14 protein-coding genes are annotated in these 16,441 nt (G+C 63.2%); 2 read left to right on the top strand and 12 right to left on the bottom strand.

The genetic code is table 11. From position 1 onward, the window contains the following. Positions 1-177 precede the first annotated feature (177 nt). On the top strand, positions 178-1,476 hold the full coding sequence (locus AC07VH_RS28225; protein ID WP_494789372.1) for a leucine-rich repeat-containing protein kinase family protein: 1,299 nt from the start codon (positions 178-180) through the stop codon (positions 1,474-1,476). 54 nt (positions 1,477-1,530) lie between these two features. Here the strand turns inward: AC07VH_RS28225 and AC07VH_RS28230 are convergent, their stop codons facing one another. Continuing rightward, a complete protein-coding gene (locus tag AC07VH_RS28230; RefSeq protein ID WP_475417727.1) occupies positions 1,531-2,796 on the bottom strand; it encodes a nitronate monooxygenase in 1,266 nt (421 codons plus the stop codon). A gap of 184 nt (positions 2,797-2,980) precedes the next feature. Beyond that, positions 2,981-3,466 carry a YajQ family cyclic di-GMP-binding protein gene (locus AC07VH_RS28235; RefSeq protein ID WP_034759416.1) on the bottom strand — a complete coding sequence of 162 codons (486 nt, stop codon included), beginning with the start codon at positions 3,464-3,466 and terminating at the stop codon, positions 2,981-2,983. Between the two features lie 185 nt (positions 3,467-3,651). On the opposite strand from AC07VH_RS28235, the gene murB reads away from it, so the two are divergent. Then, the gene (gene murB, locus AC07VH_RS28240) at positions 3,652-4,680 is read left to right on the top strand and encodes a UDP-N-acetylmuramate dehydrogenase (RefSeq protein WP_494789322.1); all 1,029 of its coding nucleotides are present in this window, start codon (positions 3,652-3,654) and stop codon (positions 4,678-4,680) included. Positions 4,681-4,752: 72 nt separating this feature from the next. On the opposite strand, the gene ppnP is transcribed toward murB, so the two are convergent. The 10 genes from ppnP to argF form a co-directional block, all read right to left on the bottom strand. After that, positions 4,753-5,067 carry a pyrimidine/purine nucleoside phosphorylase gene (gene ppnP / locus AC07VH_RS28245; protein ID WP_494789323.1) on the bottom strand — a complete coding sequence of 105 codons (315 nt, stop codon included), beginning with the start codon at positions 5,065-5,067 and terminating at the stop codon, positions 4,753-4,755. 25 nt (positions 5,068-5,092) lie between these two features. Then, complete coding sequence (locus AC07VH_RS28250; protein ID WP_475417730.1) at positions 5,093-6,118, bottom strand: diguanylate cyclase; 1,026 nt, start codon at positions 6,116-6,118, stop codon at positions 5,093-5,095. A gap of 17 nt (positions 6,119-6,135) precedes the next feature. Further along, a complete protein-coding gene (gene cheB / locus AC07VH_RS28255) occupies positions 6,136-7,182 on the bottom strand; it encodes a chemotaxis-specific protein-glutamate methyltransferase CheB (protein WP_494789324.1) in 1,047 nt (348 codons plus the stop codon). A gap of 10 nt (positions 7,183-7,192) precedes the next feature. Next, positions 7,193-9,505 carry a hybrid sensor histidine kinase/response regulator gene (locus AC07VH_RS28260; protein WP_494789325.1) on the bottom strand — a complete coding sequence of 771 codons (2,313 nt, stop codon included), beginning with the start codon at positions 9,503-9,505 and terminating at the stop codon, positions 7,193-7,195. Continuing rightward, positions 9,502-10,188: a chemotaxis protein CheW gene (locus AC07VH_RS28265; protein ID WP_475417733.1), complete on the bottom strand. Its 687-nt coding sequence runs from the start codon at positions 10,186-10,188 to the stop codon at positions 9,502-9,504. The genes AC07VH_RS28260 and AC07VH_RS28265 overlap by 4 nt, the downstream gene beginning before the upstream one ends. Positions 10,189-10,197: 9 nt before the next feature. Beyond that, positions 10,198-11,454, bottom strand: a complete 1,257-nt coding sequence (locus AC07VH_RS28270) for a CheR family methyltransferase (protein ID WP_494789326.1) — start codon at positions 11,452-11,454, stop codon at positions 10,198-10,200. Next, positions 11,451-11,906, bottom strand: coding sequence for a chemotaxis protein CheW (locus AC07VH_RS28275; protein WP_475417735.1), 456 nt, complete (start codon positions 11,904-11,906; stop codon positions 11,451-11,453). The genes AC07VH_RS28270 and AC07VH_RS28275 overlap by 4 nt, the downstream gene beginning before the upstream one ends. Positions 11,907-11,910: 4 nt before the next feature. Continuing rightward, on the bottom strand, positions 11,911-13,722 hold the full coding sequence (locus AC07VH_RS28280; protein WP_475417736.1) for a methyl-accepting chemotaxis protein: 1,812 nt from the start codon (positions 13,720-13,722) through the stop codon (positions 11,911-11,913). Positions 13,723-14,024: 302 nt separating this feature from the next. Then, positions 14,025-15,260, bottom strand: coding sequence for an argininosuccinate synthase (locus tag AC07VH_RS28285; protein WP_034759383.1), 1,236 nt, complete (start codon positions 15,258-15,260; stop codon positions 14,025-14,027). Between the two features lie 69 nt (positions 15,261-15,329). After that, positions 15,330-16,250 carry an ornithine carbamoyltransferase gene (gene argF / locus AC07VH_RS28290; protein ID WP_475417737.1) on the bottom strand — a complete coding sequence of 307 codons (921 nt, stop codon included), beginning with the start codon at positions 16,248-16,250 and terminating at the stop codon, positions 15,330-15,332. Between the last annotated feature and the right edge of the window lie 191 nt (positions 16,251-16,441).

Below are 16,441 nucleotides of genomic sequence, written 5' to 3' on the forward strand. Positions count from 1 at the left end.
GGACCGTGAAACAACTTTGCGCCGATGATAGTGCTGCAACCAGTGTGAAAGTAGGTTATCGTCAGGCTTGTTATTCGAAAAAACCCCCATCGGTGATCCGGTGGGGGTTTTTTTACGTCCGCGGCTTTTATCTAGGCCAGCGATTGCCGGGTTTTTGAAAGGGATATCTTGTCTGCTGTGCATACACTGGAGCAATTACGTGCTGGCCAACTGGCCGGCGTGCGCCGCCTGAAGCTGTCGTGCGGCTTGACGGCATTCCCCCGCGAAATCTTCGAGCTGGCCGACAGCCTGGAAATCCTCGACTTGTCCGGCAACGCGCTGTCTTCGCTGCCCGACGAGCTGCCGCGCCTGCACAAGCTGCGCATCATTTTTTGCTCCGATAACCTGTTCACCACCTTGCCGGCCGTGCTCGGTGCTTGTCCTGCGCTGGAAATGATCGGTTTCAAGGCGAACCGGATTCGCCACGTACCCGCCACCGCCTTGCCACCCAAGTTGCGCTGGCTGACCCTGACCGATAACGCCATCGAGTGCCTGCCGGATGAACTGGGCAAGTGCGGACAACTACAGAAACTCATGTTGGCGGGAAATTGCCTGAGCCACTTGCCCGCCAGCTTGGCCAATTGCCGCCGGCTGGAACTGGTGCGCATCGCCGCCAACCGCTTCACGGCGCTGCCCGACTGCCTGCTGGCCTTGCCGCGTCTGGGCTGGCTCGCGTATGCGGGCAATCCCTGCACGGAGGCGCCGGAACTGGCGGCCCTGGCTGCTACGGAGGCTGCGGGCGTGGCGTGGCAGCGCCTGGAACTGGCGCAACAGCTGGGCGAGGGCGCGTCGGGCGTGATTTACCGCGCCCGCCTCGATGGTGTTGAGGATGTTGCCGTCAAAGTGTTCAAGGGGGCGATGACCAGCGACGGCTTGCCGCGCAGCGAAATGGCGGCTTGTGTCGGGGCCGGCGCCCATCCGGGCCTGATTCCCATCCTCGGGACGCTCGATGCGCATCCGCAAGGGGCGCTGGGACTCGTCATGCCGCTGATCGATGTTGCCTACCGCAACCTGGCAGGGCCGCCCAGCCTGTCATCATGCACGCGCGACGTGTATGCCGATGGCGTGTGCTTTGACGCATCACAAGTCCTGGCCATTGCCCACGGCATCGCCTCGGCCGTGCGCCAGCTGCATGCGCGCGGCATCGTGCATGGCGATCTGTATGCACACAACATCCTGCATGCGGACGCCGGCGGCTGCCTGCTGGGCGACTTTGGCGCGGCGTCCATGTTTGCGCCCGGCTCACCGCAGGGGGACTTGCTGCAGGGTATAGAGGCGCGGGCCTTTGGCGTGCTGTTGGGCGAGCTGGTTGCGCATTGTGCGACGCCCTTGCCGGCCATGCAGGCCTTGCAGGAGGCGTGCCTGCAGCAAGAAATATCGCGGCGGCCATTGTTTGCCGAGATGGACGGGCAACTGCTGGCAATACGCCAGGCATAAAAAAATGGCGCAGCCTTCGCAGGCTGCGCCATTTTCATTTCAGGCTGGTAATCTTCAGCCAGGTAGCTGGATTTCTTTTTCCGGCAGGGCGATCTGGTTGTCGACACTGAACTGGTAATCCTTGAAGACGTGTTCGGCCGTCAGGATCTGGTATTCGCCGTTGTCCAGTTTATGCGTCGTGTCCTTCAGGCGATACGTGTAATGGCCGCAAGTCCAGCAGTTGAAGTTGCGCATGTGGGTGCACAGGCAAGTCTTGTCCATCACGACGACGGTTTTCTGTTCCGGATGGGCAGCCACTTCGCGGTTGTACGAGTTGATGTACGCGCAGTTGCCCGTCGCATCGAGCAGGTAGCCATACGATTCACAGCCTGGACGGATGCCGGCGCCGATGGCGGGCGTGTTCTTCAGCATGCGCATCGGGTAGCCGGTCGGCGAGACGCCGTTGACGATGATGTCTTCTTCCGAGGCCTTGTAATATTCCTGCTTGACCTTGTTCGGCAAGCCGCATTCCTTGGTGACGGTAAAGCGCGTCGCCACTTGCACGCCGGCCGCGCCCGCTTCCAGGAAGGAGACGGCGTCGCTGCCCGTGAAGATGCCGCCGGCGGCGATCAGCGGGATGTCCAGCTGTTCCGCCTTCAGGTAGGCCAGCAGTTCCGCCGTGATCGTGTGCAGGTCGTAATTGGCCCAGTCCATGCCGAAACCCAGGTGGCCGCCTGCCAATGGTCCTTCGACGATGATGAAGTCGGGCAAACGGTCCAGCTTGGCGTTTTTGCGCAGGAAAATCTGCAAGGCGCGCACGGACGAGACGATGATGCCCAGCTTGGCGTCACGGAAACGTGGATGGTCGGCCATCAGGGCGAACGAGCCGAAGTGCAGACCGGCGGACAGGGTGATGCCGTCGATGCCCGCGTCCAGCGCCGCATTCAGGCGCACGCGCAAGGTTTCGCGGGGGCCGTTCATGGTCAGCTTTTCCATGCAATTGACGAAGATCAAGCCATCGCCCTTTTTCGCTTCCATGGTGCGGCCGATGTGCAGACGCTGCGCTTCCGCCAGGCGGCCCAGATCGAACTGGACCACGGCCTTGTCGCTGTTATTGATGTTGAATTTGTACAGTTTCGTCTTGTCTTTGACGAAGGTGGTGTCGAAACGGCGATCCGACACGTCTTCCACCATGGCATCGGAGATATGCCCAATACCGTTCAGCCGGGCCGCTTCCAGGGCCAGCTCCGACGTGGAAATATCCACACCCATTCCGCCTATCATGATGGGCACATATTCTTTTTTGCCAAATCGCAGGCGGAAATCATCAACACGTTTCATTGCTATCCTTAGACTACCGTGGTTATCACTGAGCCAGATGTACGGTCAAGCCCGCAGCCGGTCGGGCGTGCGGGCGCATGTAGCTGTGCGCAGCTTCAATTCTACCCCAAGCGGGCAGGCGCTCTGAGGCAGAGCTTGCCGCCATGCCGCGCGAACGCAGGCCGGAGCGTGCGCATCATCGAAATTAATCGCGGAAGTTGTTAAATTCCAGCGGCATGTCGGGCACGTCCTTGCGCAGCATGGCCATGGCCGCCTGCAGGTCGTCGCGCTTGGCGCCCGTGACGCGCACGGCTTCGCCCTGGATGCTCGCTTGCACTTTCATCTTGCTGTCCTTGATGACGCGCACGATTTTCTTGGCATCATCCGATTCGATGCCATTCTTGATCTTGATGATCTGCTTGACCTTGTCGCCGCCGATCTTCTTGATGTCGCCTTCGTCGAGGAAGCGCACATCGACCTTGCGTTTGGTCAATTTGTTCGTCAGCACGTCGCGTACCTGGCTGAGCTGGAATTCCGAGTCCGCAAACGCGGTCAATTCGTTTTCCTTGTGTTCGACGCGGGCGTCGCTGCCCTTGAAGTCGAAGCGGGTCGTGATTTCCTTGTTGGATTGCTCGACGGCATTCTTGACTTCGATCATATCGGCTTCGGAGACTACATCAAATGACGGCATGGTCTGTTCCTTTTCTTGTTAAAGCGAGCGCGCGCTCGGCGCGCTGGGCCTTGGCGGCTGATTCTGCGCCATGGGGCGGCCCTGTTAAAGATGCGACATTTTAACGGACAACGGGCAAGTCGCCCTTGTCCTGAGGTGGTTTTTTGTCGCTTTCGCTCTATAATCGAGCAAAATTTCCCTATCTCATGTCTGCAGAGCTCACCATCGAACACAATTACTCCCTCCAGCGCCTGAATACCTTCGGCATCATGGCCAACGCGGCCGCTTACGTACGCATCACTTCGCAGGCCCAGCTGCAGGCCGCGCTGCAGGATCCGGCCCTGTCCGCCATGCCGCGCCTGATACTGGGCGGCGGCAGCAACATCGTGCTGACGGGCGACTTTCCCGGCGCCGTGCTGCACATGGCCACGCGCGGCATGCGCCTGGCGCAGGCGGACTTCGAGACGATACTCGTCACGGCCGCGGCCGGCGAAAACTGGCACGATTTTGTGCAGTGGACCCTGGCGCAAGGCGTGGGCGGGCTGGAAAACCTGTCATTGATTCCCGGCACGGTGGGCGCGGCGCCTATCCAGAATATTGGCGCGTACGGCGTTGAAATCAAGGATTATCTGCATAAGGTGAGCGTCATGCACAGCGCCAGCGGCATCGTCTTCGACATGGACCGCGACGCCTGCCGCTTCGCTTACCGCGACAGCATCTTCAAGCAGGCGGAAGGCCGCGAGCTGATCGTGCTGGAAGTGACGTTTGCCTTGCCCGCCGAGTGGCGGCCGAACTTGCGCTATGCGGAACTGGCGCAGGCCGTGGCCGAGCGCAATCTTGCCGAACCGACAGCACAACAGGTGGCTGAAACGGTGATGGCGATCCGTCGGCGAAAATTGCCGGACCCGGCCGTGATCGGCAATGCGGGCAGCTTCTTCAAGAATCCCGTGGTGTCACGGGAGCAATGTCTTGCCTTGCTGGAACGCTTTCCCACCTTGGTGCATCATGCGCAGCCCGATGGCACGGAAAAGCTGGCGGCCGGCTGGTTGATAGATCAGTGCGGCTGGAAGGGGAAAAACCTGGGGCCCGCGGGAGTGTATCCCAAGCAGGCGCTGGTTCTGGTGAATAATGGCGGCGCTCGTGGCGCGGACATTACCCGGCTGGCGGAAGCGATACAGGATGATGTAGAGGCGAAATATGGCGTGCGCCTGTCGCCCGAGCCTGTGTTTGTTTGATCTTGATTAAATCCACGCTTGAAAAATGTTCAGGGCAGCGCAGCGCAGCCATGGACGTTTTCTCTGCGCGGATCAGCCAAAGTGGCAGACGTAATCGACGGTTTCGATGGTCTCGATATCAAAATAGCTATTGCCCGGGATTTTGAATTCCGTGCCCGCGCCATAGCTGTTCCACTCCGTCGCGTCGGCCAGGCGCACCTTGCACAGGCCGCTGACGATTTCCATGGTCTCCGGGGCGCCCGTGTTGAAGCGCAGCGATGACGCGAAAATCACGCCCACGCTTTTCTTCGTGCCATCGGCCAGGATGACGTTGTGCGAGACGCATTTGCCGTCAAAGTAGATATTCGACTTCTTGACGACGCTGACATTGTCCAGTTGTGTGCTCATGCTTCACTTTCCTTGCTGTTAAAAATCAGTCCCGGACGTCATCGGCGCTCAGCACGCTGTTGCGTCCGCCGCGCTTGGCCGCGTACAGGGCCTGGTCGGCGCGGTTGATCAGTTGCTCGACCGTCGAGTCCGGCGAAGGCACGACGGTGGCCACGCCGATCGAGATGGTGACGATGCCCGTGCCTGCCGCCGGGTTTTCGATCTGCAAGCCTTCCAGATGGCGCCGGCATGCTTCGGCGATCAGCAGTGCGCCGGCCGCTTCCGTTTCCGGCAGGATCAGGGCGAATTCCTCTCCCCCGTAGCGGGCGGCCAGGTCGGCCGGGCGTTTCAAATGTTCCGTGAGCACCGCGGCAACTTTTTTCAGGCACAGGTCGCCCGCCAGGTGGCCGAAATGGTCGTTATAGCTTTTAAAATGGTCGATATCGCAGAACAGCAGACTCAGCGGCGCCTTGTCGCGCTGGCCCCGCTGCCATTCGAAATGCAAGGTTTCATCGAAGCGGCGGCGGTTGGCGATGCCCGTCAAGCCATCGAGGGCGGCCAGTTTCTGCAATTCAATGTTCGCGTCCGCCAAGTTCTTTTGGCTTTCGCGCAGGAAACGAAAAGCCTGGTCGCGCTGCAGGCGGCTGATGTGCGCGTTGGAATGGTAGCGTATGCGCGCCAGCAGCTCCAGGCGGTCCGGCAGTTTCACCACATAATCGTTGGCGCCGACGGCAAAGCTGTGGGCCTTCAGTTTCGGGTCGTCCTTGGCCGACATCACGATCACCGGCACGTGCGCGAGCGCCTGGTTTTCGCGGTACAGCTGGATCAGGGCGAAGCCGTCGATGCCCGGCATCACCAGGTCTTGCAGGATGACGGTCGGTTGCAAACGCAGCGCCGTGTCCAGCGCCTGCGTGGCGTCGGTCACATAATGAAATTCGATATCCTGCTGGTCGCTGAGCATGCGCCGGACTGCCTCGGCAATGATCAACTGGTCGTCCACCAGCAGCACGCTGACCTTGAATTCGGTCAATGCGGGCTCATGCTGGGTGAAGCTGGAGGAGAATTCTGGCATTGCATTCTTTTCAGATGTTAGGGGGAGGGCTCCCACCCATTGTTGAGTTTGGCGCCCAGGCGGCCGCGCAGGCTGGCGCCTATTCTATCCAATGGCAGGATTTGCTGCGCCGCATCGAGTTCAGCCGCCGCGCGCGGCATGCCGTACACGGCGCTGCTGGCCTGGTCTTGCGCGATCGTCGTCTTGCCTGCGCGGCGCATGGCCAGCAAGCCATCGCCGCCGTCGCGCCCCATGCCTGTGAGCAAAACGCCGATGGCGTCGCCGCGCCAGTGCTGCGCCACGCAGTTGAAGAAGACATCGACGGACGGGCGGTAAACATAGTCGCGCGGTGCTGCATCGTAACCCAAACGATAATTTTGATCTAGCAGCAGGTGATCATTGGTCTTGGCGATCAGCACCGTGCCGGACACCAGTTCGTCGCCTTCGGCGATCACGCGCACGGGCATGCTGAGCTGGTCGTCCAGCCATTTGGCGAAGTGCGAGGCGAAGGTTTCATCGATATGCTGCACCACCACGATGGCGCAGCCGGGCGGCGCCGTCCAGCCGGACAGCACCTTGGCTACCGCTGACGGCCCGCCCGTCGAGGCGCCGATGGCCACCAGGGTCGATACCTGGCCGTCGCCCCGTTCGCCGCCATTGCCGTTCGCCGGGCGCGGCGGCGGTGCCTCGGCGCTGTGGCGTATCAGCTTGCCGATGGTCTTGATCTTGGCCAGCAGTTCGCTGTCGCCGCCCACTTCCCCCTGCAGCACCGGCGTGGCCGTGACGTCGAGCGCGCCCGCGCCCAGCGCGCGGAAGACCTGGTTGACATTGTCCTGCGGGCGGCCCGTGACGACGAGGATGGCGCACGGACTTTGCTCCATGATCAGGCGCGTCGCTTCCACGCCATCCATCTCCGGCATGTTCAGGTCCATCAGGATCAGGTCGGGGCGGTTGCCCTCGCACATGCGCACGGCTTCGAGTCCCGTGCGGGCGATCCACAGCACCTGGTGTTCCTGCGTACTGGCGACCACCCGGCGCAGGGCCTCGGCGGCCATGGCGACATCGTTGGCAATGGCAATTTTCATGAATGACAGCTCATAAGCGGGCATCTCCTATCAGGTCGGCCACCGCGTCGAGCAAGGTCTCGTCGTGGAAGCTGCCTTTGGTCAGATAATAATCGGCGCCGGCGGACAGGCCGCGCGCGCGGTCTTCCGGGCGGTCCTTGTACGAGACGATCATCACCGGCAGCTTGTGCAGGTGCAGGTCCTTCTTGATCAGCGAGACCAGTTCGATGCCGTCCATGCGCGGCATGTCCACGTCGGTGACCACCAGATCGTACTCGCCGCTGCGCACCACGTTCCAGCCGTCGATGCCGTCGATGGCCACGTCGACCTCGAAACCGCGCGCCAGCAGCAGCTTGCGCTCCATCTCGCGCACCGTCAGCGAATCGTCGACGACGAGGATGCGCTTGGCGCGGCGCTGCTGCGCGTGGCCCGCCTGCGCCAGCTGGTGCAAGCCGCCTTCGTGCAGCAGCTTGTCGATCGACAGCAGCAGATCGGGCACGTCGAGGATCAGCACCGGTTCGCCGTCGTCGAGCAGGGCGGCGGCGGAAATGTCGCGCATCTTGCCGAAGATCGGATCGATGGCCTGCACCGCTAGGCTTTGCTCGCCGCGGATGGCGTCGACCACCAGCGCATAGCTTTGCTTGCCGCGGCCGATCACCACCACCGGCAAGTCCTCTGCCTGGCTGGCCGCTTCGCCCAGCTCCAGCACCTGCGCCGCCGACACCAGGCCCAGATGTTCGCCCTTGAGTTCAAAGAACTGCTTGTTTTCCAGGGTATGGATGGCCGCTTGCGGCACGCGCACCACGCTTTCCACCTTGACGATGGGGATGGCGTAGGCTTCGCCGTACACGTCGACCACCAGCGCGCGCACGATCGACTGCGTCAGCGGCAGGGTAATCAGGGCGCGGAAACCGCGGCCCGGCTCCGACTCCAGGCGCACCGTGCCGTTTTGCTGGCGTATCGTCTCGTGCACGATGTCGAGGCCCACGCCGCGTCCGGACAATTGATTGGCCGTCGCCTTCAGGCTGAAGGCGGGCAAGAACAAAAACTCCAGCAGCTCGCCCGGCGACAGCGCGGCGGCCATGGCGGGGCTGGCCATCTTGCGCTCGATGACGGACTGGCGGATTTTTTCCAGGTCGACGCCGCGCCCGTCGTCGCTGATCTCGATGCTCAGCATGCCGGCGCGGTGGCGCGCTTCCATGCGTATCGTGCCCAGCGCTTCCTTGCCCGCGTCGATGCGCTCGTACGGGCCTTCCATGCCATGGTCGATGGCATTTCTCAGCATGTGGTTCAGCGGGCTTTCGATCTTCGCCAGGATGTCGCGGTCGACCAGGGTGTCCTCGCCGTCGATCTCCAGCTGCACTTCCTTGCCCAGACTGCGCGCCAGGTCGCGCACCATGCGGGGAAACGCGTGGATGCCGTCGCGGAAAGGACGCATGCGCAGGGCCAGCACTTCGTCGACCATACCTTGCGAGACGGCCAGCAGACGCCGCTCATAGGTTTCGATGTCGGCGATGTGCTCGAGCATGAACTGCTTCAGGGGCTGCGTCTTTTGCAGCGCCAGCAAGGACTTTTCCATCAGGCTCGGGTCGGCCGAACGGGCGATGGCTTCGTGCAGGTGCTCGATGGCGGAAAACAGGCTGCTCTGGTTGCGCTTGAAGCGCTGCAGGGCGCCGACGAACGGGTGCATCTGGTGCGCATTGATGCGCGATTCGCTGGCCAGCGACAGCAGTTTGTCGAAGTTTTGCGCCGCCGCCTTGGCCGGTGCGGCACCCGAACGCGGCGCAGGCGCGGCCGTCGACTCAGGCTCCTCGCCCGCCAGGCCGCTGGCCACGGGAGGCTGCGGCTCGGCCGCTTCCTGCGACAAGGGTGCCGCTGCCGGCGCCGGCATGGGGGCCGGCGCCGAGGGCAGCGCAGGCAATTCGGGCAGTTCGGCGATGCCGGCGATGGCGTTCAGGGTCTGGTCGATCTGCGCCGCGTTGGCGGCCAGCCACGCTTCGGCGCCCGCGTCGTCCAGGCGCGACAGCTGCACGATCAGGTCGACGCCCGACAGCAGCACGTCGACCCGTTCCGGCGTGAGTTTCAATCGGCCATGCTGGGCGGCGACAAAGCTGTCTTCCATGCCGTGCGCCAGCTGCACCACCACTTGCAGGCCGACGATGGCCGCGGCGCCCTTGATCGAGTGCGCCGCGCGCATCATCGCCTCGACGGCCGCCGCGTCGCCCGCATGGCGCTCCATGGCCAGCAAGCCGTCGGTGAGAATCTGGGTCTGGCTGTCCGCCTCCATGCGGAACAGGTCCAGCATGGAAAAGGCACTCAGGTCGCCGTGCTGGTCCTGGCTCATCGTAGTAGTCTCGCAAGTTGAAAGCCGATCAGCGCCGTGTCGAGGCAGCCGATGCGCATGTCGCCCTCGGTGATGACGCCGGACAGAAAGCGCGACAGGCCCTTGTTGATGGTGGCCGCCGGCGCCTGCACGGCGCCCGACGCATAGCGCACGATGCCGTGCAGGTCGGCCACGGGCAGGGCGTAAGCCTGTTCTTCCCAGCGCAGCAGCAGCAGGCGCGCGAACGTGTGGCGGCCCTTGGCCGGCGGCGCGCCCTGTTCGTCGATGCCCAGCAGGTGCGCCAGCGACATGCATGGATACAGCTTGCCGCCGATATTGACGATGCCGGACAGGCCGCGCCCGCCGCGGTGCGGCAGCACGTGCGGCCTGGCTTGCGGCGCTACGGCGTCGAACACGCGCGTGGGCAGCGCCAGCCATTCGCGGCCGATGCGAAACACCAGCGCCGAGCTGTCGCGCACTTCGCCGCCCGCATCGATCTGGCGGAAGTGGCTGGCCCAGTCGCGCTGGTAGTGTGCGTCCACGGGCCGCTGCAGGTTGCGCTGGGCGGCGCCCGCGTACACGTCGCAGTTGCGGCAATGCACGTTGGCGGGCAGTCTGGGGCAGCTCTGGTCGCCGGCCACGCCGATATGGTTCCAGCAGTCGTCGATGGTTTCCAGAGTCTCGCTGGCGATGGTGGTTGTCATGCGTGCCCCTTAGTTGGACGCCTGGCGGCGCTGGTAGATGCGCGCCGCGCGCGCCTTCAGGGTGGCGGCGGCCGTGTGGTTGCCATTGCGTTCGGCCAGCAGGGCCAGATGGCACAGCGCCTCGTAATGGTCGGGCTGCAGGTAGATGCAGCGGCGCCAGTAGTCGTCGGCCAGGTCCATCTTGCCGGCCAGTTCATTGATGATACCCAGCATGAAATACGCTTCCGCCGCCTCGGGAACTCTCGCCAGGTGGGCGTGGCATTTCTCTCCGGCCTCGCGCAACTGGCCGCGGTCGGCCAGCAGGCGCGCCTCGGCCAGCAAATCGGCTGGCGCGGCCGGTGCCGGCGCGGGCGACGGCACGGACACGGGGCGCGTGCGCGGCGCCGCCGGGACGGGCGCGGCGGAAGAGGGGGCTGCCGGGGCGCGCCCTGGCGCGGGCGGCACGCTGCGCAGGGGACGCGCGGCAGGCAGCGGCGCCACCTGCGCGGGGCCGGCCGGCGCCGCCGTTTCCTTTTTCAAGGCGAAGGCCTGGCGGAACTGCAGCGGCGCAAAGCCGTTCTGGCAGAACGAGGGCACTTCCGCATAGCCGGCCAGCAGCATGCCGTCGTCGGCCAGCAGGGCGGACAGATTGGCGATGGCGGCGCGCGTGGTCGGCTTGTCGAAGTAGATCAGCAGGTTGCGGCAGAAGATGACGTCGTAGTGGCGGCTGTAGGTGGCGGTATCGAACTGCAGCAGGTTGCCCTGTCTGAAGGTCACCTGTTCGCGCAGGGAGTCGATGATGCGGTAGGCGTCGTCGGCCACGTGCGTGAAATAGCGCTCGCGGAAGGCCACGTCCTGCGCGCGGAAGGCGTTGCGGCCGTACACGCCGGCCTGCGCCCGCTCGATGCAGCCGGGGCTCAGGTCATACGCGTCGATGCTGAACGCCTGTTTCGGCACGCCGCCGTCGCGCAGCGCCATGGCCATCGAATACGGTTCCTCGCCGCCCGCGCACGGAATCGACAGGATGCGCGTGGCACGCCCCCGGACCCAGCGTTCCTGCACCAGTTCGACGGTGGCGTAGAACGCCTGCGGATCGCGGAACAGCCACGATTCGGGCACCACCACCAGCTCGATCAATTGCGTCATTTCAGCCGGCGTGAGCGCCTGCAGATAGGCTTCGCTATCGCTGAAGCCCGTCTGCTCCATGCGCTGGTTGACGGCCCGCTCGGCCACGGATTTGGACACCGACAGGCCGGTCGCGCGGCGCAGCAGGGCTTGCGCCGTCATGCCGCGCTCGCGTCTTGAAACAGCAGCGCGCGCACGTCCGGCGGCAGCAGGTGTTCCAGCTCGACCAGCTGCACGATGCCGTCGGCATCGCTGGCCACCTGGCCCAGGAAGGGCGCCGTCGCCACGCCGCTGTCTTCAAGCCCTTGCGGGTCGATATCGGCGATGCCGCGCACCTGCGAAGCGAGCAAGCCCAGCGTGTGCGTGGCGCCGCCTGGCGCGCGGTAGTCGACGATGACGATGCGCGTGTCGAACTGCGCGGCGGCGGCCGGCAGCCCTGCCAGGCGCGACAGGTCGATCACGGGCACGGGCGTGCCGTGCAAGTCCATCAGGCCGGCCACGTAGTCTGGCGTGAGCGGCAACTGTTTCAGCTCCAGCAGCGGCAGGACGCGCACGATGCCGGCCAGGGGCAGGCCGTAGCGGTCGCGTCCGATGTGAAAGAGCAGCACTTTCATGGGATCAGATGGTGACGGCGAAGGTCGACACGCTCGACTGCAGGTCGCCCGCCGCATATTGCAGCTGGTGCACCGCTTCGCTGGTGGCTTTTAATGACTCCACCGTCTGCTGGGTGGCGTCGTTGAGCTGCATCATGGTGTCGGAGATCTGCGAGGCGCCGATCGCTTGCGACTGCATGCCTTGCAGCACGGCGTCGAATTGCGGCGTGAGTTTCTGTACCTGGTCCATCACGGACGACAGCTGCTCGGCCACCTGGCGTACCTCGCCCACGCTGCGGCGAATTTCTTCCGAGAATTTATCCATGCCCATCACGCTGGCGGACACGGCCGACTGCATTTCCTTGAGCATTTGCTCGATATCCCAGGTGGAAACGGAGGTCTGGTCCGCCAGGCGGCGGATTTCCGTCGCCACCACGGAAAAGCCGCGGCCCGCCTCGCCCGCCTTTTCCGCCTCGATGGCGGCGTTCAGCGACAGGATGTTGGTCTGGTCCGCCACTTTCGTGATGGTGATCAGTACGCTATTGATATTGCTGGCCTTTTCCGACAGGGCGGCCAGCTTAGCGTTGATGGAATCGGTGGCCGAAACCATGTGCTGCATGGTCGAATCCATGCGCTTGAGGTTATTCTGCGCTTCGGCCGTCGCATTCGTCGTGTAGTCGGCCACGGCGGTGGCGTCTTCCATGGTTTTGAGCAACTGGCTCGTGTTGGCCGAGATTTCCTTGGTGGTGCTGAGGATTTCCACGCTCGTTTGCGCTTGCTCAATGCCCGTGGCTTCCTGCTGGCGCGCCGAGGCGGCGATTTCCGTGGCGGACGTCGTCACCTGGATGCCGGCCTTTTGCACATTGTTGAGCAGGCTGCGCAGGTTTTCGAACATCTTCGCCAGGCCGTTGCCCAGCTGGCCGATAGCGTCGCTGCCCGTGATGCCGACCTTGCCCGTCAGGTCGCCCGAGGCCGCCTTGGACACCACTTCCAGCAAGGAATCGACCTTGGCCCGCAAGCTATTCGTCGCGGCCAGTTCGTTGGCCTGGTTGTCCTGGATGGTTTGCGCCATGCGGTTGAACTCTTCCGTCACCTTGCCCAGTTCGTCGCGCGAGAGGATGGCGGCGCGTGCGCTTTGCTCGCCGCCGGCGATGCGCCCGACGGCGTCCGTCAGGCTGTTCAGCGGGCCGAGGATGGTACGGCCCAGCAGGTAGGAAATGCCCAGCGCCAGCACCACGCACAGCAGGCCGCCCAGGGCCAGGGTCAGCATCATGGTTTCCTGCAATTTTGCCGTGGTGGCCGTGCGCTCTGCCAACAGGCGCGATTCTTCCGCCGCCACTTCGTCGAGCAGCTTGTTCGCTTGCGCGACGGCCGGGTAGCCGGTCGGCGGCATGGTGCGCGCCACCGCTTCCGTGGCGCCCGGCGCATTGCCCAGCGCGCGGCGCTTCTCGATCAGGGGATGGATCCACTCCTTGACCCAGGTGCTGGTCAGCTGGTCGATCTTGCGGAAGCGTTCCGACTGCACCTTGTTGTCGACCGTCATGGCGATGGCTTTTTGCGTGTGCTGGCTCAACACCCCTGTTTCATCGGTTTCCGGCGTCAGCGAGGCTTCGCTGCCGGTCAGGATGAAACCGCGCGCCTCCACCTGGATTTGCAGGATGGAATTGTGAATCTTGTCGATCTCGACCAGCACTTCCATCGTATGGCGGTCCCATGCATTGGCCTCGGACAGGCGCGCAAAGCTGTTGTAGGCCACGCCCAGCAGGATCAGGATGATGGCCACGATGGAGCCGAAGCCCAGGTACAGTTTATTCTTGATACTCAGGTCTTTGAACATGGTGGCTCCGGAAGCGGGAAGTTTTCGACTAAGAGCGCCTAACAGAACCGTAGCGAGCGGCAGCGAGTTGCGGCTGAGAAGCGCAACTGTGCGCATGCACAGTGAGCATCGCAGGCCGCAAATCGCGACGCGCAGTAGGTTATGTTAGGTGCTCTAAATTGCACTGTAGCATTTTGCCATGCGGACAGCAAAATGGGGCGCGTGCAGGGCCGTAAATCGTGGCCGAGTGCGTTTCAAACGTAAAAAAGCCGCCCGTGGGCGGCTTTCGGCGGGCGCGGGAGGCGGTGCCTCCCTGCCAGCAATTACTTCTGGCCCCGTTTTTCGCGGGCGATGGCGGCGATGCGCATGCGCAAGGCGTTCAGCTTGATGAAACCGCCGGCGTCGGCCTGGTTGTAGGCGCCGCCGTCTTCGTCGAAGGTGGCGATGTTCATATCGAACAGCGAATCGGTCTTCGAGTCGCGCGAGACGACGATGACATTGCCCTTGTACAGCTTGATGCGTACCCAGCCGTTCACGGTTTCCTGCGTGTGGTCGATCAGGGTTTGCAGGGCCACGCGCTCGGGCGCCCACCAGTAGCCGTTGTAGATCATCGACGCGTAGCGCGGCATCAGGTCATCTTTCAGGTGGGCCACTTCGCGGTCCAGGGTGATCGATTCGATGGCGCGGTGGGCCTTGAGCATGATGGTGCCGCCCGGGGTTTCATAGCAGCCGCGCGACTTCATGCCGACGTAGCGGTTTTCCACCAGGTCCAGGCGGCCCACGCCATGCTTGCCGCCAACCTTGTTCAGTTCGGCCAGCACGGTGGCGGGCGACATGCGCACGCCGTTGATGGCGACGATGTCGCCTTTTTCGTATTCGATGTCCAGGTATTCCGCTTCGTCCGGCGCCTTTTCAGGGCTGACGGTCCAGCGCCACATCGTTTCTTCCGCTTCGGCGCTCGGGTTTTCCAGGTGGCGGCCTTCAAAGCTGATGTGCAGCAAGTTGGCATCCATCGAGTACGGCGCGCCGCCGTTCTTGTGCTTCATGTCGATTTCGATGCCGGCGTCTTCCGCGTACTTCAGCAGTTTTTCGCGCGACAGCAGATCCCACTCGCGCCATGGGGCGATGATCTTCACGCCTGGCTTCAGGGCGTAGGCGCCCAGTTCGAAACGCACCTGGTCGTTGCCCTTGCCGGTGGCGCCGTGCGAGATGGCGTCGGCGCCCGTGGCGTTGGCGATTTCGATCAGGCGCTTGGCGATCAGCGGACGGGCGATCGAGGTGCCCAGCAGGTATTCGCCTTCGTAGACGGTGTTGGCGCGGAACATCGGGAAGACGAAATCGCGCACGAATTCTTCGCGCACGTCTTCGATATGGATGTTTTCCGGCTTGATGCCGAACTTGATGGCCTTGGCGCGCGCCGGTTCCAGTTCTTCGCCCTGGCCCAGGTCGGCCGTGAAGGTGACGATTTCGCACTGGTAGTTATCTTGCAGCCATTTCAGGATGACGGAGGTGTCGAGTCCGCCGGAATAGGCCAGGACTACTTTTTTAATGTCGCTCATATTGCTTCCAGTTGTCGTTGTCGATGTATGTATTGCGATGCTGCCAGGTTTTATGCAGTGCCAGGCGAATTAGTGGATTTTACCGAGTAACAGGTATTCGATCAGCGCTTTTTGCACGTGCAAGCGGTTTTCCGCCTCGTCCCACACCACCGACTGGGGGCCGTCGATCACTTCGGCGGCCACTTCCTCGCCGCGGTGGGCGGGCAGGCAGTGCATGAACAGCGCGTCGGGCGCGGCGCGGGCCATCTTCGCGCCATCGACGATCCAGCCGTCGAAGGCGGCGATACGGGCCGCGTTTTCCGCTTCATAGCCCATGCTGGTCCACACGTCCGTGTTCACCAGGTGCGCGCCTGCGCAGGCGTCGGACGGGTCGGCGAAGAAGGTGTAGCGCTCGGTCTTGACTTGCGACAGGTCGATGTCGTAGCCCTTCGGCGTCGAGACGTTGACGTGGAAGCCGAACACTTCGGCCGCCTGCAGCCACGAGTACAGCATGTTGTTGGCGTCGCCGATCCAGGCGACGACCTTGCCGGCGATCGAGCCGCGGTGTTCGATGTAGGTGAAGATATCGGCAAAGACCTGGCAGGGGTGGTGTTCATTCGTCAGGCCATTGATCACCGGCACGCGCGAATTGGCGGCGAAACGCTCGATGATGTCCTGGCCGAAGGTGCGCACCATGATGATGTCGCACATGCGCGACATGACCTGGCCCGCGTCTTCCACCGGCTCGCCGCGGCCCAGCTGGGAGTCGCGCGTGTTCAGGTAGATGGCGGCGCCGCCCAGCTGATGCATGCCCGCTTCGAACGACAGGCGCGTGCGGGTGGAGTTCTTTTCAAAGACCATCACCAGGGTGCGGTCGATCAGTGGATGGTAGATTTCGTAATTCTTGAACTTGCGCTTGATCAGATGGGCGCGTTCGATCACATATTCGTACTCTTCCAACGTGAAATCGGAGAACTGGAGGTAGTGCTTGATCGGTTTTTTTGTCGACATAATGACCACTTGAAGATGCGCAGGCCGCCGGCGGCGTGCCTTTCCCGCCGGGTTGCATCAGCGTACAACATCTCGTCTGATGACTGCCTCGCCCGGCGCGCTGCTGTGTTGATCGGTGCCCGCGCCTGTTTGTCGCGCGGGCCGATGCGGTTTGCCAAGTTGAAAATAATGCAATGGCAAGTACTTCAGCC

Source organism: Janthinobacterium sp. GW821-FHT03C10, assembly GCF_059420865.1.

Bases quoted from the DNA above. Each gene is read 5' to 3' on its own strand.
- AC07VH_RS28250 (WP_475417730.1), bottom strand. From the start codon at position 6,118: ATGCCAGAATTCTCCTCCAGCTTCACCCAGCATGAGCCCGCATTGACC.
- AC07VH_RS28230 (WP_475417727.1), bottom strand. From the start codon at position 2,796: ATGAAACGTGTTGATGATTTCCGCCTGCGATTTGGCAAAAAAGAATAT.
- argF (WP_475417737.1), bottom strand. From the start codon at position 16,250: ATGTCGACAAAAAAACCGATCAAGCACTACCTCCAGTTCTCCGATTTC.
- AC07VH_RS28235 (WP_034759416.1), bottom strand. From the start codon at position 3,466: ATGCCGTCATTTGATGTAGTCTCCGAAGCCGATATGATCGAAGTCAAG.
- ppnP (WP_494789323.1), bottom strand. From the start codon at position 5,067: ATGAGCACACAACTGGACAATGTCAGCGTCGTCAAGAAGTCGAATATC.
- AC07VH_RS28275 (WP_475417735.1), bottom strand. From the start codon at position 11,906: ATGAAAGTGCTGCTCTTTCACATCGGACGCGACCGCTACGGCCTGCCC.
- AC07VH_RS28280 (WP_475417736.1), bottom strand. From the start codon at position 13,722: ATGTTCAAAGACCTGAGTATCAAGAATAAACTGTACCTGGGCTTCGGC.
- murB (WP_494789322.1), top strand. From the start codon at position 3,652: ATGTCTGCAGAGCTCACCATCGAACACAATTACTCCCTCCAGCGCCTG.
- AC07VH_RS28265 (WP_475417733.1), bottom strand. From the start codon at position 10,188: ATGACAACCACCATCGCCAGCGAGACTCTGGAAACCATCGACGACTGC.
- AC07VH_RS28285 (WP_034759383.1), bottom strand. From the start codon at position 15,260: ATGAGCGACATTAAAAAAGTAGTCCTGGCCTATTCCGGCGGACTCGAC.
- AC07VH_RS28260 (WP_494789325.1), bottom strand. From the start codon at position 9,505: ATGAGCCAGGACCAGCACGGCGACCTGAGTGCCTTTTCCATGCTGGAC.
- AC07VH_RS28270 (WP_494789326.1), bottom strand. From the start codon at position 11,454: ATGACGGCGCAAGCCCTGCTGCGCCGCGCGACCGGCCTGTCGGTGTCC.
- cheB (WP_494789324.1), bottom strand. From the start codon at position 7,182: ATGAAAATTGCCATTGCCAACGATGTCGCCATGGCCGCCGAGGCCCTG.